We start from the raw sequence: 22,865 nt of genomic DNA on the forward strand, positions 1-22,865 counted from the left end.
GTGACCAGGACCCGCAGTACCGCACGGCCGGCGGTGGCACTTCCGCCGGCCCTTGCCCGAGAGCTCGCACAACACCACGGCGACGCCTGTCACCGGCGGTTCACCACCGAACTGGAGCGGGTACGGACCGTGCTGGCCGCACCCGGCACCACGGTGGTCTTCGGCGGCCACTTCAGCGCCGGCAAGTCAAGCCTCCTCAACCTGCTAATCGGCCGCCCGCTTCTGCCGGTCGACGACTTCCCGGAGACGGGAGTCGCCTGCGTGATCAGAAAGGGATCCGCCGACCGCGTCACCGTCGTCCGCGCCGGCCGGCGCACAGAGATGCCATGCACCACCGACGCCATCGCAGAGGCCGTCTCCCTGGTCGCCGCCGACGGCGACTACCGCCGCGAGGTGCTGGAGAGTTGTCGCGTGGTGATCGAGCTGGCCGACTGCCCGGTCCCGGACCGCGTGCGCTGGGTCGACTCACCCGGCATCAACGACACCGATGCCATGACCACCCGGGCTGCCGAGGCCGCCGCCCATGCCGACCTGCTGGTCTGGGTCGTCAACTCCCGGCAGCCGATCTCCACCAGCGAGGAGGAATTCCTCCGGGCCCACCGCGAACGGCACGGACCCGACTCGGTGCTGCTGCTGGTCAATGTCTTCCTCACCGACGACACCCCCGAGCAGTGGCAGCGCTTCCTGGCCACCAGGGCCGACCACCACCGGGCCCGGCTCCAGCACGCACTCGACGGCGCGCTGCCTACAGGACTCGTCTTCGTCAGTGCCCGCGCGGCCGCCGCCGACCCCGGCCACTTCGGCGGACCCGAAGCCCGTGCTCTGCTCGACGGGATCAGCCACGCCGACCCGGCGGTGGCAACCGCCCGGCGAGCCCGTGCGGCGGCGCTGCTGCGCCCCCTGGTCGACGAGGCCGCATTCCGGATCCGCGAGCAGCGGTCCCTGCTGGAACAGGAACGCGCCGGCAACGACCTGCTGCGGGCCGACCTCGCCACCGCCGGCGAGCTCTTCCGCTCCCAGATGGAGCGGGCTGTGGACGACTGCGCACGGCAATGGGAGATACGAGCCCGCGCCTGCGGTGAACAGATCGCGAACCAGCTGACGACCGGCCCGGTTCAGCGTGACGGCAGCTACGGCCGCCTGCTCACCGGACATCTGCAGGAGGCATCCGCCGAACTGGCCGCCGAACTGGCCCGCACGCTGGACCGCAGCGCCACCACCACCGGGCATGCGGCCCTCACCGAGACGGAGACCCGACAGCTGGCGGAGCTGCTGCGGCCTCCCGCGGTCACCGTCGAGGTGCCGGGCCGGCTCGCCGGACGCCTGCCCGAACTGCGCACCAACAGCCTCGGGCGCACCGTCAGCGGGCGGATCGGCTCGATGATGCCCTCACTGTCGGTCAAAGCCCTGCGGACCATCGACCAGGTCGTCAACGCGGCGGCCGACTCGGTCGAGCGGGCCAAGGAGGCCGCCGAGTCCGCCGTACCCGACCGGGAACGCACCCGGGCGAACATCATGGCCGCAGCGGCCGTGGCCGCACGGCACGCCAAGGAACGGCGCAGCCGGATCCTCCAACTGCTGGGGGGCGCCTGCCGTCCCCTCACCCCACCCCCGAGCGACTCCGACTCCGGCCCGCTCACCGTCCTGGGGGCCCTGCACCGGCACCTCACCGACTGCCTGGACAGCTGCGGAGGAAATCCGTGACCGGCGTTCTCGGCATCGACCTGCAGTACACGCGCACCGTCGTGGCACTCCGTGAGGGCAGGCCCGGGGCCGCCCGACTGTCCCTGCTCGGCGACGGCCAGCGCACTTTGATCCCCAACGCATGCGCCGACGACGCCTGGGGCAGCGCGGCAGCCGAACAGCTGCTGGGCGACGGGCCCGCCACGGCCGAGCGGCTCCTCGCCTGGCGCGGCGACCCCTGGTCCCAGGGCTTCCTGCGCGGCGTACACCGGCGCACCGCCCGCTACCTGGGATTGGCCGGCACCACCCCCGCTCTCGGCTGCTACACCGTCGTGTGCACAGGTCCGAGAGCTCCGGCAGACGCCGAACAGCGCTGCCAGGAATCCGGCCTGGGCAGACCGTCGAGGATCGGCGCCGCCGATGCCCTGGTCTGCCGCTGGCTGGCAGAGGGTGGTGCGGTGCCACCCGACCGGGCCACGGTGCTGGCCGTCGTGTGCGGGGAGCGGTGGACCGTGCTCGCGCCCTACCAGGTGGCGTACGCCGACGGACAACCCCTGATCGACCGCCGTGCGGTGGACGCCGTCCACGCGGAGGGCGCGGGCGCGTGGACGGACCTGGTCGCCCAAGAGGTGCTCGCCCGGTGCGACGAGGGCAGCCCGGCCCGCGACCTGCTCGCCCTGCTGGACGCGGCCCTGGAGTGCGCGGGCCTGCTCGACGCCGAGGCGGTGGTGCCCTGGCACGGCCCGCTGGCCGATCGGATGTTCACCCCGCTCGCCCTGCACCGCGACGAACTGGCCGGACGGCCGGAGGTGGCAGGCACCGTCAGCCAGGTGCAGGCCCTGGCGGAAGCTTCCGCGCCGGATGCCGAACTGGTCCTGGTCGGGGGCGTGGGCGGGGTGTGGCCCTTCCTGCGCGACGCCCTGGCGAGGCTCGCGCCGGTGTGGCGAAGCCCGGCACCAGCGGCCGATCTGGCCGTGGGTGCGGCCTACTGGCCGGAGTTCCACGGCCGATTGCCGACGACGGCACCCGGCATCGCACCGGCGTCAGACGATCCTTCTCCCGCCCCCAGCGACGGCCCCGCCGCACCGGACCGCGAGGACATCCCGCCCTGGGAGCGCTGGTCCGCCTCACCGGAGTCCCCGTGACCATTCCCTGCCGCGCGCCCGCATCCGCGCAGCGCATCGGCCCGGCGGTCCAGCGAGCCACGGGCGAAGCCCGCCGTCGCGGAAGGCCACTGATCCGCCGCGATGGTGACCGGCCATGGCGGACCGGCTCCTTCGTCCGCCCGCCGACACGCCGGTCCCGCACCCGCGGCAGCCATTGACGACCCCACGCATGCCGGAGCCACGATGACGTCCAAGCCCCCAGCCGTCCCCGGACCGCTGCCTCAGCCTCCCGTTCAGCTCGCTGGGCCCGGCGGACACGAGAGCCCGACCGCAACCGCCGGCCCGCTGGTGGGGTCGGCCGGCTTCGCCGAGGCCATGCCGCACCTGCTGCTCGGCCTGCTGGAACGCCGCTACCTCACCGACTTCGATCCCACCCGATGGACCGTCAGACCGCCATCGGGAGACGGGCCCCGACCACTGCTGCACGAGATCCGCGCCCTGGGCCGCCCGTCGTCCGAGTCGGGCTGGGCTGCCGCTGTCCCCCACGTCCTCACCGCCTGCCACAGCGGTGGCCATCTGCTCAGTGTCGCGGTCCACGGTGACGGCAGCAGGCACCGCATCCACTGGGGCGGGCGCCGCCTCGCAGGCATTTCCAGGGGCTCCACCGAGGACTTCCTGCAGGGCCAGGCCGGGGTGCTGCGCGCCCACGTCCCGGGACTCGAACTCGGGCCCCCCGACTCATTCGAGGAGGGTTCCCACGCCGAGCTGGCCGCGTTCGTCCGCAGCGCTCCGGCCCTCGCCCTGATCACCGGTATTCCCGCCCCCGTCCACGGCCGCAGTCCCGCCGCGTTCCAGTCACTCGACCGCCTTGCCGCAGCCGTCGGCGACCGCCGCTACGCCGTGCTGGTCGCAGCCGAACCCCTATCCGCCGGGGAGCTCGACCGCACCCTCGAGCACTGTCGTCGCCTGCGCAGCGAAATCCACGCGCTGGTCCGGCACACCGTCGGCAGCCAGCAGGGAGAGAGCAGTACCACCTCCACCACCGAGACCGCCGGAGCCGAACCGGGCCTGCCGGCCTGCCTCACCGCCATCGCGGTCTTCTGCTCCATGGCCGGCGTCTTCCCGTCCGTGCGCCCGCTGGCAACCGCTGCCCCCTCGGTCCTCCAGCTCGCTTCGCTCACCGGCGGCCCGCGCAACACCTCCCAGTCCAAGGGAGTCTCGACCCTCCGCAGCCACAACGCGGAGCTGCTCGACGCCACCGCCGAGGCCTGCGAGAAACTGCTCCAGCAGCACATCGACCGGCTGGAGACCGCGCGCGCCCAGGGCTGGTGGCGCACCGCCGTCTATCTGGCGGCCGAAAGCGAGGGCACCCTGGAGTCACTGGCGGGGGCGCTGCGCGGCACCTGCAGCGGCGAGGCCACCGCCCTCGACCCACTGCGGGTGCTACGGCTCCCGCCGGCCACCCTCCGCAACGCGGCCCTGCACGGCCGCGTCCTTCCCCTGGCGCCCGCGTCCGGCGGCGTCGGTCATCCCCTGGGTCCCGCATTCGACGCCCTGGCGACCTGCCTCACCTCCGCCGAACTCGCCGTCCTGGTGAGCCTTCCTAGCGGGCCGATGGCCGGACTGCCGATGCACGAGGTCGCCGAGTTCTCCCTCTCCGCCCCGCCACCGGAGCCGAAGGCCGTGACCGTCGGCCGTGTCACCGACGCCCAGGGCGGTGAACACCAGCAGGTCACCGTCTCCGACCGGGCGCTGAACCGGCATGTCTTCATCACCGGCATGACCGGTTACGGCAAGACCACCACCGCCAAGAACCTGCTGGTCGAGGCGTACACCGAGCTGGGTGTGCCGTTCCTGGTCATCGAGCCTGCCAAGGCCGAGTACCGTCGGCTCGCCCAGCATCCGGCCCTCAAGGGCAGACTGCGTGTCTACGGCATCGGCCCGGACGCCCCGCTGCCGCTGCGGCTCAACCCGTTCGCGCCGGTCCCCTCCGTGCCCCTCTCGCGCCACATCGACCTGCTCAAGGCCGTGTTCAACGCGTCCTTCCCCATGTTCGCCGGCATGTCCTACGTCCTCGAGGACGCGATGCTCGAGGTCTACACCGAGCGCGGCTGGGATCTGCACACCTCCGCCAACGAGCTGCTCGGCGCGCGCCCCTCCGCACCGGACGTCGCCGCGCTCACCCCGACCATCAGGGAACTCCAGGACAAGATCGAGGAAGTCCTGGAGCGGCGCGCCTACGGACGCGAGGTCCATCAGAACCTCGGCGCCGCACTGCGCTCCCGGTTGGGCAGCCTGGTGGTGGGCACCAAGGGCATGGCCCTGGACACCCGTCGCTCGGTGCCCGTGGACGAGCTCTTCGCCCGGCCGGCACTGATCGAGCTGCGGAACCTCGGCGACGACGAGGAGAAGTCCTTCGTCATGGCCCTGCTGCTGTGCCGCCTGTACGAGTACGCCGAGTCACGCGCGGGGGCGTCCGCGCCGGAAGGCGAGGAGCTGCGCCACCTGACACTGATCGAGGAGGCCCACCGGCTGCTGCGCGCCGCCCGGCCGCCGTCCGGTGCCGAGACCCCCGATGCGCAGGCCAAGGCGGTGGCGATGTTCACCGACATGATGGCCGAGATGCGGGCGTACGGTGAGGGCTTCATCGTCGCCGACCAGGTGCCCACCAAGCTCGCGCCGGAGATCGTCAAGAACTCGAACGTCAAGATCCTGCACCGGCTGGTCGCCGCCGACGACCGCGCGGTCGTCGCCGCGACGGTCAATCTCACCGAGCAGCAGAGCCGCCATCTGGCCACTCTGCCGCCCGGTGAGGCCGTCGTCCACGACGAGCGGATCGGCTCTGCCGTGCTGGCCAGGATGCGGCCGCCCGAGCCCGTGGCCGTGCGGGTGCAAGGGGCACTGGGCGCACCGGCCGAGGCCGACCGGGCGTATCTGCACCGTCACGGCGGCTGCCGCCGCTGTCCTGCACCCTGCACGGTGCTGCACCTCGCCGACCGGGACAGCGCACGAGCCGCCGCGGACCAGGCGCTGTCCCCCTTCTTCGACCGTCTGCTGCTGGGCACGGCGGAGCAGTTGTGGGATGCCTGGACGGCCTGGCGCTCGTCCGTGCCCGGGGGTGGCCTGGCGTACTGCACCTATACGCAGGCCGCCAGGCGCCGACTGGAGGGCGTCGGCGGACCGTACGGCGGCGCGGAGTTGCTCGAGCGTGACCGTGCCGCGCGGATCCTGGCGCGACTGGCGGAGGGCTGGCTGAAGGCGGAGCACCTGGACGGACCGGCACGTGAGCTGCTCTCCGAGATCCGTGGGGACCTGAACCGGACCATGGGCTCCCGCCCGCCACGTGAGCTGCCAGGGTGCGCCACCTGCCCGAGCCGCTGCCGGGTGCTTCCGCTGGTCGCCCCGGCCGTCCCGGCCCTCGCCGCTCCCGTTAGCGCCTGCGCCGACCGCCCGGTCCCTCTCGACACCCGACTTCGCCAGCTGGATGCCCTGGCCGAGGAACACCTCCCCGACGCCTGCCAGATACTCTCCGAAGGCCAGAGTCGACGATCCCTCCTCTACTGCATGATCGTCAACGCCACCGCCGCAATCTCCCGTTCCCGGCGGCCGACCCCGGCCACGGACGCCGTTGTCGCCGAAACCCTCGCGGCGCTGCGCGGTGAAACCCCGTGAACGGACCGTTCCTTACACGGCAAGTGCCGCCGGTCCCGCTTGTGCGGGCCTACTACGCGAGCGGGCGGCAGGCAGAGGCCCTCCCCCTGGCTGGATGAGGCCGGCGGCGACCATGTCGCGCCCGCGCCAAATCCCGTCGTCTGAGGACCGGTGGGCCGATCTCGCTTCGCTGGGGCTTCGTTACGGGCGGCACCTGGGCGAGGAAGCGGTAGCCGGTCCTGGGCCGGGTCATTTGTTAGGAGCTCTTATCGCGCCCGGATGCTGGCCGCTGCGCTCCCGTGATCGGCGAGTGACGCCGTGGCTGCGTGGAAGCCACGGCGCTCCAGCTCCTGACGGAGCCGGGCGAGGGACCGGTGCAGTGTGCTCTTGACTGTTCCGGCCGCCATGCCGAGGGCGGCGGCCGTCTCCTCAGTGGACATCTGCTCGAAGTGGCGTAGCACCACAACGCTGCGCTGCTGGGGCGCCAGTGTCTTCATGAGGTCCAACAGCAGGGCGCGGTCGTCATGCTGGGCCGCAAAGTCCTCGATGCCCACGTCCGGCAATTGCTCGGTGGGCAGTTCCTGCAGCCGCCGGGCCCGCCACCACTCCGTGCGGGTGTTGATCATGACGCGGCGTAGGTAGGCGTCCGCGAGCCGCTTGTCCGCGATTCCCTCCCAACGAAGGTACGTCCGTACCAGCGCGGTCTGCAGCAGGTCCTGGGCGTCGAGCGGGTCGCAGACCAGGCGCCGGGCGGTGTGCAGCAGTGTGTCATGATTCGTCCGGACGTACTCGTCGAAGTCCAGCACCGGGTCAGGGTGTGTACGCGCATGCACGGTTGGATGCCTTTCGTGGATGGCCGTGAACGGTAGGAGAACCGCGGCGCGGCCGATGCATACCCCCGTAAGACATCGGCCGCGCGTCGTGCGGTCTGGTGGAGAGGAACTCGTCGCCCGGCTCGCCGATGCCCCTTGCATCGGCGAGCCGAGGCTCAGACCGGCACTTGCCTGCCTGTCACCCCTCGTGCGGCCGCGAGGCCGCACGAGGGGTGCGTGCAGGGTTCAGCTGCAGGTCCGGTAGTCGTAGCCGGCGATCCGTCCGTTGCCGTCACCGTCGTAGAAGTGATACCGGCCTTGGTCGTCTCGGCTGACGCTGATCGAATGGGCGGTGCCGATGTACGTGTCGACGGCTCCGTCGCCGTCTGTGTCCCGCAGCCAGTCGCCCGCCTTCCCGAAGGTCTCCTTTCCGACCACCCCGTCGGGGTTGGCCTCCCAGTCGCTCTGCCACGCCTTGGTGGCGGCCTTGGTCTGGGAGCCGAAGACGCCGTCGATGTCCGAGGCGGAGGTGAGGTTGCCGTCCGCCCACAGGATCTTCTGCCACAGGCAGGTGGCGTTGGAGGCCGTGTTGGTGCCCGTCGACAGGATGCCTTCGTCGTCCCAGTCGTTCGAGAAGGCACCGGCACCGTAGACGTAGGCTTGACCGCTGTAGGTACCGCTTGCGGAGGCCGGGGAGGCGCTCAGCGCCAAGGTTGCGGCGGTCAACGCTCCGATCGAGCATCCGATCAACTTGGCCCGCGTCGCACGTGAAGTCACAGTGCTGCTCCTTTGTCGTAGTTCCGATTGCCTCGAGCGGGCGCGGTGCCGGGCCGGCCGACTCGGCGTCGAACCGGGCCTACGGTCGCCGCGCTGCTCGCTGCGAGGCTTTACGTCATCGAGTTCAGCGGGCCGGGAATTGAATGGGCAGCCGCCTCTGCCGCCCTGATCAATGGCGCCATTGCAGGTCACGTCCCCGGCTCTGCGACGGTGACCAAAGAAGGCGCCTCTCGTTTGCCCTCCTGTCACAGGCGTCGTAGCGTGCCGGCGATCGCGCCGCGTCCACGGGGGACGGGCGGGCAGTTGGGGGTGCTATCGATGGCGGGGCGTCCGGAAGGCCCACTGGACCCGAGCGCGGGGCCGGTTGCGCGGTTTGCCGCCGAGTTGCGCAAACTCCGAGCGGAGGCAGGGAGTCCGACCTACCGAGTGATGGCGCAGCGCTCGGGTCAGGGGGCGAGCACCCTGTCGCAGGCCGCCGCGGGTGAGCGGCTGTCGACGTTGCCGGTCGCGCTTGCCTATGCGCGTGCCTGTGGTGGCGATGAGACGGAGTGGGAGGAGCGGTGGCGTGAGACGGCCGCCGAGTTAGCGGCCGAGCCTCGTCCCCAGAACGAGGACGACGAGCCCCCGTACCGGGGGCTCGTCCGATTCGAGCCCGGCGACGCCGACTTGTTCTTCGGCCGCGACCAGCTCACCAACCGCCTGCTCGAGCTGACCCGCTCCCGCCGGTTCACTGCTGTGTTCGGTCCGTCGGGCAGTGGCAAGTCCTCTCTGCTGCGCGCCGGCCTCATCCCGCGCTTGCGCAGCCCGGAGACGACCGGTCCACAGCCGGCCGCCGTACGCATCCTCACCCCCGGCGAGCACCCTCTGCGCATCCACGAGCAACGGCTGATACCCAAGGACGCCGACGGTGACACGTGGCTGATCGTCGACCAGTTCGAAGAGCTCTACACCCTCTGCACCGACCCTGCCGAACGCAATCAGTTCATCGACCGACTCATGGCCGCGGCCGATGCCGCGAGTCGTCTGCGCGTCGTCATCGCCGTGCGGGCCGATTTCCTCGGCCGCTGCGCCGAGCACCCCGCCCTGACCACAGCGTTACAGGACGCGACCGTGCTGGTCGGCCCGATGAACCGTGACGAGTTGCGCGAGGCCATCACCAAGCCCGCCCAGGCAGCAGGGGTGATCGTGGAACGCGGACTGACCGCGCGCATCCTCGACGAGGTGCAGGGCGAACCTGGCGCCCTGCCGCTGATGTCCCACGCCCTGCTCGAGACCTGGCGCCGCCGCAAAGGCCGCGCGCTGACCACCCGGGCATACGAGGCGAGTGGCGGTCTCCACGGTGCCATCGCCCGCACCGCCGAAGACGTTCACGCTCATCTGACCCCGTCGCAGGCTGACCTCGCCCGCCGTATTCTGCTGCGCCTCATCACCCCGGGTGAGGGAACCCCGGACACCAGAAGGCCCGCTCCACGTAAGGAATTCGACTTCAGCAAACCTGCCGACACGGTCACCGTCCTCGAACACCTCGCCCGCGCCCGCCTGCTCACCCTGGAGCACGACGCCGTCGACCTGGCCCACGAAGCGTTGATCACCGCCTGGCCCCGCCTGCGCGCCTGGATCGACACCGACCGGGAACGCCTGCGCATCCACCGCAGCCTGACCGAGGCCGCACGCACCTGGGACGATCTCAAGCGTGACCCAGGAGCCCTTTACCGGGGTACACGCCTGGCCGTCGCCGAAGAGCACTTCGCCGCGCCTGAACCATTCGCCACGCTCACCGGGCTGGAACAGACGTTCCTGACCGCCGGCCGTGCCGCTCGCACTGGAGAACACCGCCGGCGACGTGGCTTCGTCGCCGGCTTGGCCGTACTGGTCACGTGCGCCCTCATCGCGGGAGTCGTCGCCTGGCAGCAAACTCGCACCAGCGGCCGCCGCCACCTGGAGGCCGAGTCCCGCCGCCTTGCCGCGGTCGCCACGAGCATGCGCTTCTCCGACCCGGTCACAGCGATGCAGCTCAGCCTGGCCGCTTGGCGTCTGAATGATTCGACCGAGACCCGGTCTGCCCTTCTCGGGGCCGTGACACAGCGCGAGGAAGACGTCTTCTCCGTGCCCGGCACGAAGTTCGACTACAACGGCGGCATCCCGACCGTATTACGCGCCATGACTGCGGAGGGACGGTCACTCGTATCCGTTACAGCGGACCGGGTCAACACCTGGGACCTGCACACCCATCGCCTCTCGCACTCCTTTCCGGGGCTCGGCAAGCTGCTGGACGGCGACACCTCGGTCGTCGTCGCTCCGAACGGTCTCACGCTCGCCCTGGTGACGCTCGAGGGCACAGTCAAACTGTGGGACGTGCGCACTGCACGTGTGACGGCGACGCTCAACCTGGACACACCCCACACGGCGTCGTTCAGCCCCGACGGTGGGATGCTCGTCGTGGAAGACGACGGCCCGGACGGATCAGACCCCTCCCTCCAGGTGTGGAACCTGCGCCACCACCGGGTTCAGTTGCGAATACCCGAACATGAGGGTGAGTCCCTGCAGTTGGCATCCATCAGCAGCGACAACCAGTGGCTCGCCCTGTGCACGGACGCCCGCCCGCTGCAGGTCTGGGACATCTCGGCCGGCCGGAAGGCGCTGCAGGCACCATGGGAGTCAAGCGGCCATCACGCGTGCTCGGCGACGGCACTCACCATCGCTCCGGACAACATGACCCTCACAGTCCTCGCTCAGAACAAGATCCGTCGGTGGGACATCTCCACGGGACACAGCCTGCCCTCCCTGGAAGCCGACGGGATGACCAAGATGCAGTTCGACTCACACGGCTCGTTCCTTGTTGCCGTCGGCGCCCGCCAACTGCTCGTCTGGCGTATGGCATACCCAGATGCTCCCGTGCTGAGCCAAAAACTGACCACCGACACCCAGGTCGGCCTTGCCTTTGACAGCGCGGCAGGAGCCGTGCGCTACCTCAACCAGGGCGGCACGATCGTCCGGACACTGAGCCTGGGGCGCACCACGACCAGCCAGTGGGACACCAAGCAGCCCGACAAAGCCACGCTGTCCCAAGACGGCCGGACCCTGGCCCGCCTGCGTTCCGCCGATGGCACGGAGAAGCTCCAAATACTCGACACCCGCACCGGCCGGGTCGTCTTCGAACCGACCACAGAGCACTGCCCCGAGGGGGGCCGACCGGACACACCCGAATGCGCCGACCTCATGGCACTCAGCCCCGACGGCCGGTACGTCGCCAGTGGTGTCGTCCGGGAAGCAGACCAGTCAGGAACGCCGAGTCGACCACACCTCACCGTGTGGGACATCGCCACCCACCGCCCGTACGCGACCATCACGCTCCGCCCCAAGTCGGCGGACATCTTCGGGCTCACCGGGCTCGCCTTGGACGCCCATGCCCGCACCCTGCTGGCCTACCGGGACACCACACCACCGTCCGTGGAGGTATGGGACCTGCACCACAAAGAGCTCATCACCTCGGTCCGCAGCGATCAGCACACGCTCACAGGCCCTACCACCGAGGGTGGAATGGACATGGCCCTACGCCCTGATGGCCGCATGCTGGTGACCCAGCCCGGCCTGGTCGTGGACGTTGCCTCACGAAGGATGGAACCCCGTGAGCTTGGTGAGGGCCTGATCACCGCAGCAGCGTTCGGACCGCACCGCACCTACCTGGCGGTGGGCGACGACCTGGGGCGCGTCACCCTCTGGGACGGTGCAGCGCGCCACCGCCTCGGCGTGCTGACCGGCACCACCGCCGACAGCGAGGCGGCCGAGAGCGGGGAGGTGACGGCCCTCGCCTTCTCCCACGACGGCAGCACGCTTGTCGTCGGCGGCGAGGGCGGCACCGTGCAGTTGTGGGACGTGGCGTCCCGCCGACTGCTCGGATCCGCCCTGCCCACCCCAGGAGACCTCGTGGGCAGCCTCGCCTTCAGCTCCGATGACTCCACTCTCTACGCCGCAGGTGCTCACGTGCCCGCGCAGACCTACTCCCTCGACCCCGACCGCCTTGCCCGACAGGTGTGCCAGCGCGTCAGGTCTGGACTGTCCGCAAGGGATTGGCACACGTACCTGCCCGATGTGCCGTACAGGCGTACTTGCCCTCGGTGACGCTGAGGGACAGCAACTGGCCGACGGTCTCCCTCAAGTGCCGGGCGAGGGCATCGGTGTGGTGGCTCATGGCGAGCAAACCGATGCAAACGCCAGCCGGAGCAACCGTCGCTTTCGTGCCAGCCATGCAAGCAGGTGACGGAGGGCCGTGCGGGAGGAGGGCTTCGGCCAACGTCTCCATGCCAACTCCACGCAGCAGCGCAGCGTATGCCGGACTGGTAGGTGCCCCGCTCAGTTGCTGGCCTCTTACGAATCAGCCGCGACCGCTGCGGGCCCGGCTGCCCTTCATCCATGACTGCGGCCGTCCCCTGTCCGACTGGACAGGGGGCGGGCGCAAGCCGGGTGTCACTTCTTCAGTTTGTCGAAGTCCAGGACCTCGTCGGCCGGCGGGGGCGTGACGGTCACAGGCTCGTTGAACGCCGAGTACTCGAGCGAGCCGGGCGCAGTGCCGCCCTCGACGGTCACCCTGAGCGGGTAGGGCTCTGCCTTGGCGGATACGAGGATGGTTCGTGTCCCCCCGGAGCCTTCCTTCCCCGTGAGCGTCACAGCAGGTATGCCATCGACCTCGGTTTCCGCGCCTCTGTGGAGGGGGCTGTCCTTCTCGAATGCGTTGAAGTCGCAGGCGTAGAAGTCATCGCCCTCCTTCGCGGCCTGTTCCGGCACCGCGAACCATCGTCCCTTGAACATCTCGGCGAGGGCGTTCGTCTCCTGGGGTGACGAGCCCTTCCTTCTCCCTGACTGCTGCCAGAACTTCTTGTCGCCCTTCATGTACCTGTGACCGCCGACCACACGGAGTTCAGTGTGCGCGCCTGCGACAGTGAAGGTCCCCTGACAGCTGCCTTTCCCGGCGACAGTGAAGTCGACGGTCATCTCCACGCCGTGGCTGGTTCTGCCGCCCTTGACCCTGAACGACTTCAGCTTCGTCATGGCCAGCCGTGACTTCCCGGCAATCTGGGCGGCGCTCAACCCCTCGAACAGCTTCGCAGGCGACGGCGCTGCAGAAGCAGAGTGTCCTGCCACTTCGGCATTGGCCTTCTTGTCGTCTCCGCACGCGGTGAGCGTCACCGCTGCCGTCACGCACAGGGCCGCTGCCACCAGAAGAGTACGATTAGTCACCTTTATTTCCCCTTAAACGATCCGACAAGGGGATACCGCCACCAGTGCCTGATACAGCTGACTAGTGGCGCGATGCCCCCCAACTTACCCAAAGCGTTGCCCGCCGGCGGAAGCGGCTGCCGCCTGTCGCGCCGCCAGGCGCCATAGAACCGAACCGGGCGGCGGCCTCCACCGTGATCTTGTACTCGGTCACACCGACGGAAAGCCTGCGCGCACGCCCAGACGCCATCAAGCCCCCTCCCGCACGCCGCTCCCCCGGATCACGTGAATGGGGAACCGGCGACCCAAAAGCAACAAAGGCAGACCAACGAGCCGAACCGACTGGCCATAGCCCAGTATCCAGTCGACTCGACCGAGAGTTGATCAGTGAAGCAAGACTGTAGACGTCATGAAGAAGCCGTGAACAGGAGGAATGCTGAACGGCCCCCACACGGGCAGGTGATGTCGATCACGACAGGGGAGGGCCCCGAGGTAGCCCTCCCCCTGGCAGCGCAGGTATCCGCTGGCGGGATTCACGGATCACACGCGAACCTTCAAACGATCGCCATCCTGCTTGTCGCGCTGATGGCCATGACCGCCGCTGCTTGAGGTAGCTCAGACAATGCTCGACGACGCTACGACGACGGTAAACAGCCCTGCCGAAGCCGCACCGACGGTCGCCGCGGTCCATCCAGCCGCCACCGGTCGAAGCGCTCGCCGGATGTGCGCCTCGACCGCGAGCGGGGTGCCGTGCCCGTCGGTGATCAGGTGGCGCTTGAAGCCGGCCCGTCGCCGGTCGACGCGGGCGCCGGGGATGAGGCGACCGCCGATGGTGGCGGGTCCGTCATAGATGACGTGGATGCGGGCCTGGCACCCCTCGTACAGAACGGCCTCGAGGGCGGCAATGGCCGGGGACCGCTTCGGGTCGTGCTCGTGCCGCAGCGTGTCGTCGGCCCATTCGATCACGACTGGCAACAAGGCGGCCGCCGCCCGCTCCTGCGAACGGCGGCCGCGAACGGGATCAGACGGTCAGAGCTTGGTGAAGCACATCGTGGAGCTGCTGCCCCGGCGGGTGACCTTGATGCCGTAGTCGTACTCGGACCCGCACTGCTGGCCCGCGACCAACAGGTCGCCCATCTTGTATTCGGCCTCGGGAGAGTCGCAGTCGACAACCGTCGGAACCGGACTGCCCTGAGGGTCCTCGACCTTGACGCAGTCGCCGATGGTGGGGTTGTGCGATGCCGCCTCGGCCTCCTTCTTCGCCTTGCCGCCGTTGGGGTCGGTGTTGTAGTCCCAGACCCAGTAGCCGAGGGCGCCGAACACCGCGATGACGATGACGGCGGACTTCAGCATCCGCCCCAGACCGCCCGGCTGCGGTCGCTGCGGTCCACGGGCAGGCTGCGGTTGCTGGGGGTGTCCGTACGGGGCCTGTGGCTGTGGCTGCTGCGGGTATCCGACCGGCGCCTGTGGCTGCTGCGGGTATACGTAGGGCTGCTGCGGCTGCCCGTACGGCGGCTGATTCTGGTACTGCGGAGGAGGCGTCGACATGCCTGGAGATCCCCGTTGTTGAGTGTCGGATGGTGATCAATGCGAGCGCGAGACTACCCCTCGGTATCGCACGGTCGCCAACGGCGGTTGCCGCCGCCGGCGCAGACAGTGCCGGGAGACACGGGCGCCGGTCCCGAAGCCCTGGAACGCGACAAGGAGGTGGAACTCCTCGGGGGAGCTTGTCTCCTGCAGGTACATCAGGTAGCACGAGCTCAACCGCACTAACGTCGACGCCGTGCACACCGGTGAGTACTGGGCAGCGGCCAAGAGCGGCCGGTGCCGGCCGGACACGGCCCTCGGCATCCTCGACTAGTAGCTGTCGTAGCGCAGAAGTACCGGCGCACCCGCAGCCGGATGATGACCGAGCGTGAGCCCAACGGCCTCTCATTCAGGGAGCGTTGATACGTACTGTGCACGCGACGGGCCTGCTTGCGGCACTTCGGGCACCGGCCTGGACGAGCCGTCGACACCGCCCCGACCACCAGGACGCCGGAGGAGTCGCTCACCCCCTCCACCCGCACATCGATCCCGGGCCCTGCGCCATGTGGGCACCAGCGTCCCGCCGACGCTGGATTCTGAAGATCCACTCCGGCTCAGGTGCGGAGCCAGATGACGAGGGCTGCTGCCGTGGAGGTGCCGAGAAGGACGTAGCCGCGCTTGTCGTAGCGGGTGGCGACGGCTCGGGCCTGCTTGAGGCGGTTGATCGCCCGTTCGATGGTGTTGCGTCTCTTGTAGCGGTCTTCGTCGAAGCCGGGCGGCCGTCCGCCGCGCGATCCTTTGCGCAGGCGGGCGGCCTGGCTGTCAGTCTTCTCCCGGATGGTGTGCCGGATGCCCCGGCGCCGCAGGTACTCGCGGACTGGGCCGTTGCTGTATGCCTTGTCGGCCGCCAGGCTGTCGGGGTTCCTGCGTGGTCGGCCTGGGCCGATCCGCGGCACTCGGGTCTTCTCCAGCAGGGCAATGAACTGGGTGCAGTCCGCCCGCTGCCCGCCGGTGATGACCAGGGACAGAGGTCTGCAGCGGCCGTCCGCACTCGGGTGGAGCTTGCTGGTAGATCCGCCGCGCGAGCGGCCCAGGCCCCCACCTCCAGCACCACCTCCACCAGGCGGACGACCCGGCTCTGCCACGGCGTTTCGCCCTGGTGTTCTGGCTGCTCGGCCCCCTTTGAAGCGGGTGCCGGCGGAGGGCCGGTTCGGGCACCAGCCGCATGTTGGTGAGCGCGGACGATGGTGGAGTCGACTGAGATATCCCAGTCGATCGCACCTTTCGAGTCAGCCGCGGCCTGGGCCTTCTGAAGCAAACGCTCCCACGTGCCGTCCGCGGACCACAGCCGGTGGCGTTCATAGACGGTCTTCCATGGCCCGAACCGATCGGGCAGGTCCCACCACTGAACACCGGTCCGTTACCCGGTGCAAGTACCTAGATGAGGTGACGGTCCATGTGTTGTGGCCCACTGTGCCGAGGGCTGCTGCGAACAGCCACAGGGTTCATTGAAGGCCCGGGTGCCGCTGCCGCTAGGTCCTGTCGTCAAATTCCCGTCGTCGCCCGAAGGGCGGCCTCGCGGCGTCTGGTGCGTGCTCTCGGTGTGCCGGGCGGAAGTCCTCGTACTGGACGTACTTGGGCTTTCGCCCGGTGCGGCGAGAGTGCGTGCCAGGCGTCGTGGGGCAGACGGGAATTTGACGACAGGGCCTAGTGGGCCTGCGCCGTCGGCAGCGCCCCCGTCCGGGCGGCCTCGCCGTACCAGCGCGCACTCGACTTCGGCGTCCGCTCCAGCGTCGCGTAGTCGACGTACACCGCCCCGAACCGCTTCTCGTAGCCGTACGCCCACTCGAAGTTGTCCAGCAGGGACCACAGGTAGTAGCCGCGCACGTCCGCGCCGTCGGTGAGGGCGCGGCGGACCGCCGAGAGGTGGCCGCGCAGGTAGGCGATGCGCTCGGGGTCGTGCACCCGGCCGTCCGGGTCGGGCTTGTCGTCGTAGGCCGCGCCGTTCTCCGTCACGTACAGCGGCAGGCCCGGTGCCTCCCGCGTGTACCGCATGATCAGCTCGTGCAGGCCCGTCGGGTCGATCGTCCAGCCCATCTCGGTGCGCTCGCCCGGGGTCTGGTGGAACAGCACGTCGTCCGCGGCCGGCCAGGGGGAGTGGTCGCTGGCGCCGTGGCCGTCCGCCCGCAGGCCCCCGGCCTTGTCCGGGGCCGCCGAGACCAGGGTCGGTGTGTAGTAGTTCAGGCCCAGCGCGTCCAGCGGCACGTTGATCGCACTGACGTCGCCGTCGAGGACGTACGACCAGTCGGTGACCGAAGCCGTCGAGGACAACAGGGTCTCCGGGTAGGCCCCGTGCAGCATCGGGCCGTGGAAGATCCCGTTGGCCAGGTCGTCGATGCGGCGGGCCGCCGCCAGATCGGCCGGGTCCTGCGAAAGGGGCCGTACCACCGAGGAGTTGAGGCTGATGGCGATCTGGTTGCGGGCCGGCATCGCCGAGCGCAGGGCCGCCGCGCCCAGGCCGTGGGCCAGGTTGAGGTGGTGGGCCGCGCGCAGGGCGGCGGCCGGGTCGGTGCGGCCCGGGGCGTGGACACCGGAGCCGTAGCCCAGGAAGGCGCTGCACCAGGGCTCGTTGAGGGTGATCCAGTGCTCCACCCGGTCGCCCAGTGCCTCGCCGACCAGCTGTGCGTACTCGGCGAACCGGTGCGCGGTGTCCCGCTCCGGCCAGCCGCCCGCGTCCTCCAGCTCCTGCGGCAGGTCCCAGTGGTAGAGGGTGAGCGCCGGCTTGATCCCGGCTTCCAGCAGCTCGTCCACCAGCCGGCGGTAGAAGTCCAGGCCCACCTGGACCGCCGGGCCGCGCCCGGTCGGCTGCACCCGGGACCAGGAGACGGAGAAGCGGTAGGCGTTCAGGCCCAGCTCCGCCATGAGCGCCACGTCCTCGCGGTAGCGGTGGTAGTGGTCGACGGCGATGTCACCGGTCTCGCCGCCGGCCGTCCGGCCCGGCGTATGGCTGAAGGTGTCCCAGATCGAGGGGGTGCGGCCGCCCTCGCGCACCGCCCCCTCGATCTGGTAGGCGGAGGTCGCGGCGCCCCAGAGAAAGGCGGGAGGGAAGGTCACGGACGTAACGGGTTCAGGCATGGAAGCGCTCCCATTGGGGTCGTGGAAGACCGACGAGACGAGTGGGGGGAGAGGGCGGAGAGAGGAGGGGCGAGGGCGGAAGGGGCCGGGGCGGCGGTGGCCCGGCCCCGCGAGGAGCGGTCAGCCCTTGATCGCGCCCTGCATGATCCCGCCCACGATCTGCTTGCCGAACAGCAGGAAGGCGATCAGCAGCGGCAGCGTGCCGAGCAGCGCACCCGCCATGATCACCGCCTGGTCCGGGACGTAGCCGGTGCCGAGCGAGTTCAGGGCCACCTGCACGGTCGGGTTCTGCTGGTTCAGGGCGATGATCGGCCACAGGAAGTCGTTCCACGCGAACACGAAGGTCAGCAGGCCGAGCACCGCCATCGCGGGCCGGGCCGCCGGGAACACCACGTGCCACACGATCCGGATGCTGCTCGCCCCGTCCACCCGGGCCGCCTCGATCAGCTCCGACGGCAGCGCCTGCAGCAGGTACTGCCGCATGAAGAACGTGCCGAACGCGGTCACCAGGCTCGGCAGGATCACCGTCTGCAGCTGGTTCGACCAGCCGAAGTCCGCCATCCACAGGTACAGCGGTACGACGGCCAGCTGCGGCGGGATCATCATCGTGCCGACGGTCAGCAGCAACAGCAGACCGGAGAAGCGGAACCGCAGCTTGGCGAAGGCGAAGCCGGCCAGCGTCGCGAACAGCACGGTGCTCACCGTGATCGCGCCCGCCACGATCACCGAGTTGAACATCGCGGTACCGAGCCCGGCCTGGTCCCATGCGGCCTGCATGTTCTTGAACAGGTTGCCGCCGAACCACAGCGGCGGCGGGGTCTGGGCGAGACGCCGGTCGGTGCGCGAGGCCGCGATCGCCGTCCACACCAGCGGGGCCAGCGAGACCAGCGCGAAGACGGCCAGGACGACGTACGTCATCGGGCCCGCGTGCAGCTGCTTGCCCGCGCCCGTCACCCGGCGCCGCTTCGCCTTCGTCGCGGGCAGAGTCAGTTCACTGGTGGTCATTGGGACTTCCTCAGCCGTCGGGTGAGCAGCAGGTTGACCGCGGCGACGATCAGCAGGATCAGGAACATCGACCAGGCGATCGCGGACGCCTTGCCGAGGTTGCCGATGATCCAGCCCTGGTCGTACATGTACAGACCGAGCGTCTGGTACTGGTGCTCGGAGCCGCCCTTGGACCCGCTGACCCCGCCGAACAGCAGCGGCTCACCGAAGAGCTGGGTGGCGCCGATGGTCGAGACGACGATCGTGAAGAGGATCGTGGGCCGCAGCTGCGGGATCGTCACGTGCCGGAACTGCTGCCAGCGGTTGGCGCCGTCGATCGCCGCCGACTCGTACAGATCCGTCGGGATCGCCTGCATCGCGGCCAGGTAGATCAGCGCGTTGTACCCGGTCCACCGCCAGATCACGATCGAGGACACCGCGAACTGCGAACCCCAGTCCGACTCGCGCCAGTTGACCGGATCCACCCCGAAGAAGTGCAGGACCCAGTTGACCATGCCGCCGTCCCACGAGTACAGCAGCGTGAACACCAGGGTCGCGGCGGCCACCGAGGTGGCGTACGGGGTCAGCATCACGACCCGCCACACGGTCGAGCCGCGCAGCTTGTAGTTCAGCAGATGGGCGAGGCCGAGCGCGGCCAGCAGCTGCGGGACCGTGGAGATCAGACCGATGGTGAACGTGTTCTCCAGGGCGTTCCAGAAGAAGTCCGAGGAGAGCAGGTTCTGGTAGTTGTCCAGGCCCGCCCAGGTCTGGTGGTCCAGCGCCGAAAGCTGCACGTTGTGCAGCGAGTACCAGGCCGTGTAGAGCAGCGGGACCAGCGTGAAGGCCCCGAACAGGACGAAGAACGGGGCGACGAACGCGTACGGCGACGCCTTCATGTCCCAGCGGTACAGCCGGCTGCGCCAGGAGTCGGTGCCCGCCGGCGTACCGCGACCGTGAGCGCCCCGGGCCGCGCCCGGCGAGCTGCCGGACGCGGCCTCGGCGCTCGACGCGGTGTGCGCGAGAGCCTGCTTGGAGCTGGTCACTGGCCGAGCACGTCCTTGATCTCCTTGGACGCGGCGTCCCAGCCCTGCGAGGGGGACTTGCCCTTCTGCTCGACCTGGAGGATGCCGACGTCACTGATCGCGTTGTCGATCGGCTTGTCCTTGGGGCCGAGGGGCTGCGCCGGGATGGTCTTCGCCGAGTCGGAGAAGATCTGGGTGAGCGGGGCCCCGGAGAAGTACGCGGTGGTGTCGGCGGCCGGCTTCAGGTTCGCGTACGCCGACGGGGTGGACGGGAAGCTCGCCTGCTTGGCGAAGACCTTCTCCTGCTGTGCGGGCGCGGTCAGCCACTTGGCCAGCTCGACGGCCTCCTTCTGGTGCTTGGTCGCCGTCGGCACACCGAGGAAGGAGCCGCCCCAGTTGGACGCCGCCGGCGCCGCCGCCACGTCCCACTTGCCCTTGCCGGAGTCACCGGACTTCTGCTCGATGTAGCCGATCATCCAGGCCGGGCAGGCGACGGACGCGAAGGTGCCGTTGGCGTAGCCCTGGTCCCACGTGGGGTCGAACTGCTTCAGCTTCGCCGACATGTTGCTGGTCGCCGCGGTCATGGCGACGTCCCAGGCCTTCTTCACGCCCTCGGACTTGTCCCAGACGACGTTGCCGTCCTTGTCGTAGTACCGCTCGCTCGCGCCGCCCACGGCCGCGTTGTAGACGGAGGAGGCCGAGTCCACGAACTTGGTGCCCTTGGGCGCCTTCTTCATGTACTGCTTGCCGACGTCGACGTACTTGGACCAGTCGCCCTTCCACATCTCGGCGAGCTTGGTCCGGTCGGTCGGCAGCCCGGCCTTCTGGAACAGGTCCTTGCGGTAGCAGATGGCCATCGGACCGATGTCGGTCCCGAGCCCGATCAGCTTGCCGTCCTTGGTGGTGGCCTGGGCGTTCTTCCAGTCCAGCCACTGCGACTTGTCGACGTCCTTGCCGAGGTCGACGAACTTGCTCCCCTGCGTCTGGACGGCCTCGGTGATGTTGCCGACCTCGATGGCCTGGATGTCGTCGGTGCCGGAACCGGCCTGGAGGCGGGTGAGCACCTTTGGCCAGTACACGTCGGTACGGGTGGTGACGTTCTCCTTGATGTTGATGTCCGGGTGGAGCTTCATGTACTCGTCGTAGAGGCCGGCCTGCTTGTAGCCGAAGACGCCGAAGGTCCCGATGGTCAGCGTGATCTTGCCCTTGCCACTGCCGTTGCCGCCGTCCGCGTTGGACGAGCCGTCGTCCGAGTCGTTGGCGCAGCCGGCCAACAGCCCTGTGGTCAGCGCGGCGACGGCCACGAAGGCCCCCAGCCTGCGGGACCGGCGGATGCTCGTGCGCATTGCGTCCTCCTGTTGCCTGACGTGCCGACCCCCCGGCCAACTGCATGGTTGGGCCCGTTCTTACTCGCTGCGGCTCGGGCGGGGAACGTGCGGGACGTGTATGTGTCAGGTACTGTGGGAGCGCTCCCATCAGTGATGTGTTGAAGAGTCGTAGGTTCGGGGCGGGGTGTCAAGGGACCGGACGCGGAGTGATGTGTTCAGTTATCTGAGCGTTAACTGGCTTTCCCCGTAGGTCCGCTCACCGCTCGCCGCTCTGGCCAGGACTGTTAGATTCCAGCCAGCCGGATGTTGGTGCGAGGGAGGCGGAGCCCATGGCAAGCCACGGAGCGCGGGGCCGGAGCGGAGGGCGGCCCACGCTCGAGGAGGTGGCCGCCCGGGCCGGGGTCGGCCGGGGCACGGTCTCGCGGGTGATCAACGGCTCGCCGCGGGTCAGCGAGGCGACCCGGGCCGCGGTCGAGGCGGCGGTCGCCGAACTCGGCTACGTCCCCAACACGGCGGCCCGCGCCCTCGCGGCCAACCGCACCGACGCCATCGCGCTGGTCGTCCCCGAGCCGGAGACCCGTTTCTTCGCGGAGCCGTACTTCTCGGACATGCTGCGCGGTGTCGGCAGCGAACTGTCCGAGACGGAGATGCAGCTGCTGCTGATCTTCGCGGGCAGCGACCGGGAGCGGCAGCGCCTCGCGCAGTATCTGGCGGCCCACCGGGTGGACGGTGTGCTGCTGGTCTCGGTGCACGCCGACGACCCGCTGCCCGACCTGCTCGCCCAGCTGGAGATCCCGGCGGTGATCAGCGGTCCGCGCTCGGCCGGGGAGACGCTCACCTCGGTGGACTCGGACAACTACGGCGGCGGCCGCTCGGCCGTGGAGCACCTGCTCTCCCGGGGTCGCCGCACGATCGCCCACATCACCGGCCGCCTCGACGTCTACGGCGCCCAGCGCCGCGTCGACGGCTACCGCGACGCCCTGCGGGACGCCGGCCTGGAGGTGGACGAACTCCTCGTCGAGCCGGGGGACTTCACCGAGGAGGGCGGCAGGCGGGCGATGGCCACGCTGCTGGAGCGGTACCCCGACCTGGACGCGGTCTTCGCCGGCTCCGACGTGATGGCGGCGGGCGCCCGCCAGGTGCTGCGGGAGGCGGGCCGCCGGATCCCGGACGACGTGGCACTGGTCGGTTACGACGACTCGGCCATCGCCCGGCACATGGACCCGCCGCTGACCAGCGTGCGCCAGCCCATCGAGGAGATGGGCCGCGCGATGATCGACATGCTGCTCACGGAGATCGCCGACCGCCGCCCGGCCGTGTCCCGGGGGCTGGAGCGGCGGCATGCGGTGCTGCCGGCGGATCTGGTGGTGCGGGCATCGTCGTGACACGCGTCACAGTGCGAGGCTGCCCCCGACCGGGGGCGGTGGACGCGCAAAACGAATCAGCCGGTGACTCCGTCTTGCGACGGAGTCACCGGCTGATTACTCAGGGTGAGTGACGGGACTCGAACCCGCGGCATCCTGGACCACAACCAGGTGCTCTACCAGCTGAGCTACACCCACCATGACCGGTCGTTGACTTGGTGGTTTCCCCGACCGGCCGAGAAGAAGTCTACAGGGTCCG

15 protein-coding genes, 1 tRNA gene and 1 pseudogene are annotated in these 22,865 nt (G+C 69.7%); 5 read left to right on the forward strand and 12 right to left on the reverse strand.

Annotated features, from left to right (window positions below; all coding sequences use genetic code 11):
• The 3 genes from FB157_RS09690 (at position 1) to FB157_RS09700 (ending at position 6,461) form a co-directional block, all read left to right on the forward strand.
• Positions 1–1,704: a dynamin family protein gene (locus FB157_RS09690; protein ID WP_145878011.1), complete on the forward strand. Its 1,704-nt coding sequence runs from the start codon at positions 1–3 to the stop codon at positions 1,702–1,704.
• Positions 1,701–2,828, forward strand: a complete 1,128-nt coding sequence (locus FB157_RS09695; protein ID WP_145878013.1) for a hypothetical protein — start codon at positions 1,701–1,703, stop codon at positions 2,826–2,828. The genes FB157_RS09690 and FB157_RS09695 overlap by 4 nt, the downstream gene beginning before the upstream one ends.
• A gap of 204 nt (positions 2,829–3,032) precedes the next feature.
• Complete coding sequence (locus FB157_RS09700) at positions 3,033–6,461, forward strand: ATP-binding protein (protein WP_186581429.1); 3,429 nt, start codon at positions 3,033–3,035, stop codon at positions 6,459–6,461.
• 245 nt (positions 6,462–6,706) lie between these two features.
• Here the strand turns inward: FB157_RS09700 and FB157_RS09705 are convergent, their stop codons facing one another.
• On the reverse strand, positions 6,707–7,246 hold the full coding sequence (locus FB157_RS09705; RefSeq protein WP_261386235.1) for a SigE family RNA polymerase sigma factor: 540 nt from the start codon (positions 7,244–7,246) through the stop codon (positions 6,707–6,709).
• 252 nt (positions 7,247–7,498) lie between these two features.
• Positions 7,499–7,978, reverse strand: coding sequence for a peptidoglycan-binding protein (locus FB157_RS09710; RefSeq protein WP_261386236.1), 480 nt, complete (start codon positions 7,976–7,978; stop codon positions 7,499–7,501).
• 480 nt (positions 7,979–8,458) lie between these two features.
• On the opposite strand from FB157_RS09710, the gene FB157_RS09715 reads away from it, so the two are divergent.
• Positions 8,459–12,151: a WD40 repeat domain-containing protein gene (locus FB157_RS09715; RefSeq protein ID WP_261386237.1), complete on the forward strand. Its 3,693-nt coding sequence runs from the start codon at positions 8,459–8,461 to the stop codon at positions 12,149–12,151.
• A 345-nt stretch (positions 12,152–12,496) separates the two neighbouring features.
• Here the strand turns inward: FB157_RS09715 and FB157_RS09720 are convergent, their stop codons facing one another.
• The 9 genes and pseudogenes from FB157_RS09720 to FB157_RS09770 all read right to left on the reverse strand — a co-directional run bounded on the left by FB157_RS09720 (position 12,497) and on the right by FB157_RS09770 (position 21,260).
• On the reverse strand, positions 12,497–13,246 hold the full coding sequence (locus tag FB157_RS09720) for a hypothetical protein (RefSeq protein ID WP_145878023.1): 750 nt from the start codon (positions 13,244–13,246) through the stop codon (positions 12,497–12,499).
• 615 nt (positions 13,247–13,861) lie between these two features.
• Entirely contained in the window at positions 13,862–14,212 is a 351-nt protein-coding gene (locus FB157_RS09725; RefSeq protein WP_186581463.1) for a hypothetical protein, read from the reverse strand.
• Positions 14,213–14,275: 63 nt separating this feature from the next.
• Positions 14,276–14,794 carry a hypothetical protein gene (locus FB157_RS09730; protein ID WP_145878027.1) on the reverse strand — a complete coding sequence of 173 codons (519 nt, stop codon included), beginning with the start codon at positions 14,792–14,794 and terminating at the stop codon, positions 14,276–14,278.
• A gap of 221 nt (positions 14,795–15,015) precedes the next feature.
• Positions 15,016–15,381 (reverse strand): transposase family protein, encoded by a 366-nt coding sequence (locus FB157_RS49610; RefSeq protein WP_145878030.1) that lies wholly within the window; start codon positions 15,379–15,381, stop codon positions 15,016–15,018.
• A 6-nt stretch (positions 15,382–15,387) separates the two neighbouring features.
• Positions 15,388–16,193, reverse strand: a pseudogene (locus tag FB157_RS09745) (IS5 family transposase); the annotation flags it as partial.
• 287 nt (positions 16,194–16,480) lie between these two features.
• Positions 16,481–17,908: a GH1 family beta-glucosidase gene (locus FB157_RS09755; RefSeq protein ID WP_145878034.1), complete on the reverse strand. Its 1,428-nt coding sequence runs from the start codon at positions 17,906–17,908 to the stop codon at positions 16,481–16,483.
• A 120-nt stretch (positions 17,909–18,028) separates the two neighbouring features.
• The gene (locus tag FB157_RS09760; RefSeq protein ID WP_145878036.1) at positions 18,029–18,913 is read right to left on the reverse strand and encodes a carbohydrate ABC transporter permease; all 885 of its coding nucleotides are present in this window, start codon (positions 18,911–18,913) and stop codon (positions 18,029–18,031) included.
• On the reverse strand, positions 18,910–19,935 hold the full coding sequence (locus tag FB157_RS09765) for a carbohydrate ABC transporter permease (protein ID WP_145878037.1): 1,026 nt from the start codon (positions 19,933–19,935) through the stop codon (positions 18,910–18,912). The genes FB157_RS09760 and FB157_RS09765 overlap by 4 nt, the downstream gene beginning before the upstream one ends.
• Positions 19,932–21,260 (reverse strand): ABC transporter substrate-binding protein, encoded by a 1,329-nt coding sequence (locus FB157_RS09770; RefSeq protein WP_145878040.1) that lies wholly within the window; start codon positions 21,258–21,260, stop codon positions 19,932–19,934. Before FB157_RS09770 ends, FB157_RS09765 begins: the two co-directional genes overlap by 4 nt.
• A 311-nt stretch (positions 21,261–21,571) precedes the next feature.
• On the opposite strand from FB157_RS09770, the gene FB157_RS09775 reads away from it, so the two are divergent.
• Complete coding sequence (locus FB157_RS09775) at positions 21,572–22,627, forward strand: LacI family DNA-binding transcriptional regulator (RefSeq protein WP_145878041.1); 1,056 nt, start codon at positions 21,572–21,574, stop codon at positions 22,625–22,627.
• Between the two features lie 104 nt (positions 22,628–22,731).
• Here FB157_RS09775 and FB157_RS09780 read toward each other — a convergent pair.
• A tRNA-His gene (locus tag FB157_RS09780) sits at positions 22,732–22,804 on the reverse strand.
• Positions 22,805–22,865 lie beyond the last annotated feature (61 nt).

The organism is Streptomyces sp. BK340 (assembly GCF_007827595.1).
Lineage (GTDB): Bacteria > Actinomycetota > Actinomycetes > Streptomycetales > Streptomycetaceae > Streptomyces.

Bases quoted from the DNA above. Each gene is read 5' to 3' on its own strand.
- FB157_RS09700 (WP_186581429.1), top strand. From the start codon at position 3,033: ATGACGTCCAAGCCCCCAGCCGTCCCCGGACCGCTGCCTCAGCCTCCC.
- FB157_RS09715 (WP_261386237.1), top strand. From the start codon at position 8,459: ATGGCGCAGCGCTCGGGTCAGGGGGCGAGCACCCTGTCGCAGGCCGCC.
- FB157_RS09730 (WP_145878027.1), bottom strand. From the start codon at position 14,794: ATGTCGACGCCTCCTCCGCAGTACCAGAATCAGCCGCCGTACGGGCAG.
- FB157_RS09755 (WP_145878034.1), bottom strand. From the start codon at position 17,908: ATGCCTGAACCCGTTACGTCCGTGACCTTCCCTCCCGCCTTTCTCTGG.
- FB157_RS09760 (WP_145878036.1), bottom strand. From the start codon at position 18,913: ATGACCACCAGTGAACTGACTCTGCCCGCGACGAAGGCGAAGCGGCGC.
- FB157_RS09770 (WP_145878040.1), bottom strand. From the start codon at position 21,260: ATGCGCACGAGCATCCGCCGGTCCCGCAGGCTGGGGGCCTTCGTGGCC.
- FB157_RS09775 (WP_145878041.1), top strand. From the start codon at position 21,572: ATGGCAAGCCACGGAGCGCGGGGCCGGAGCGGAGGGCGGCCCACGCTC.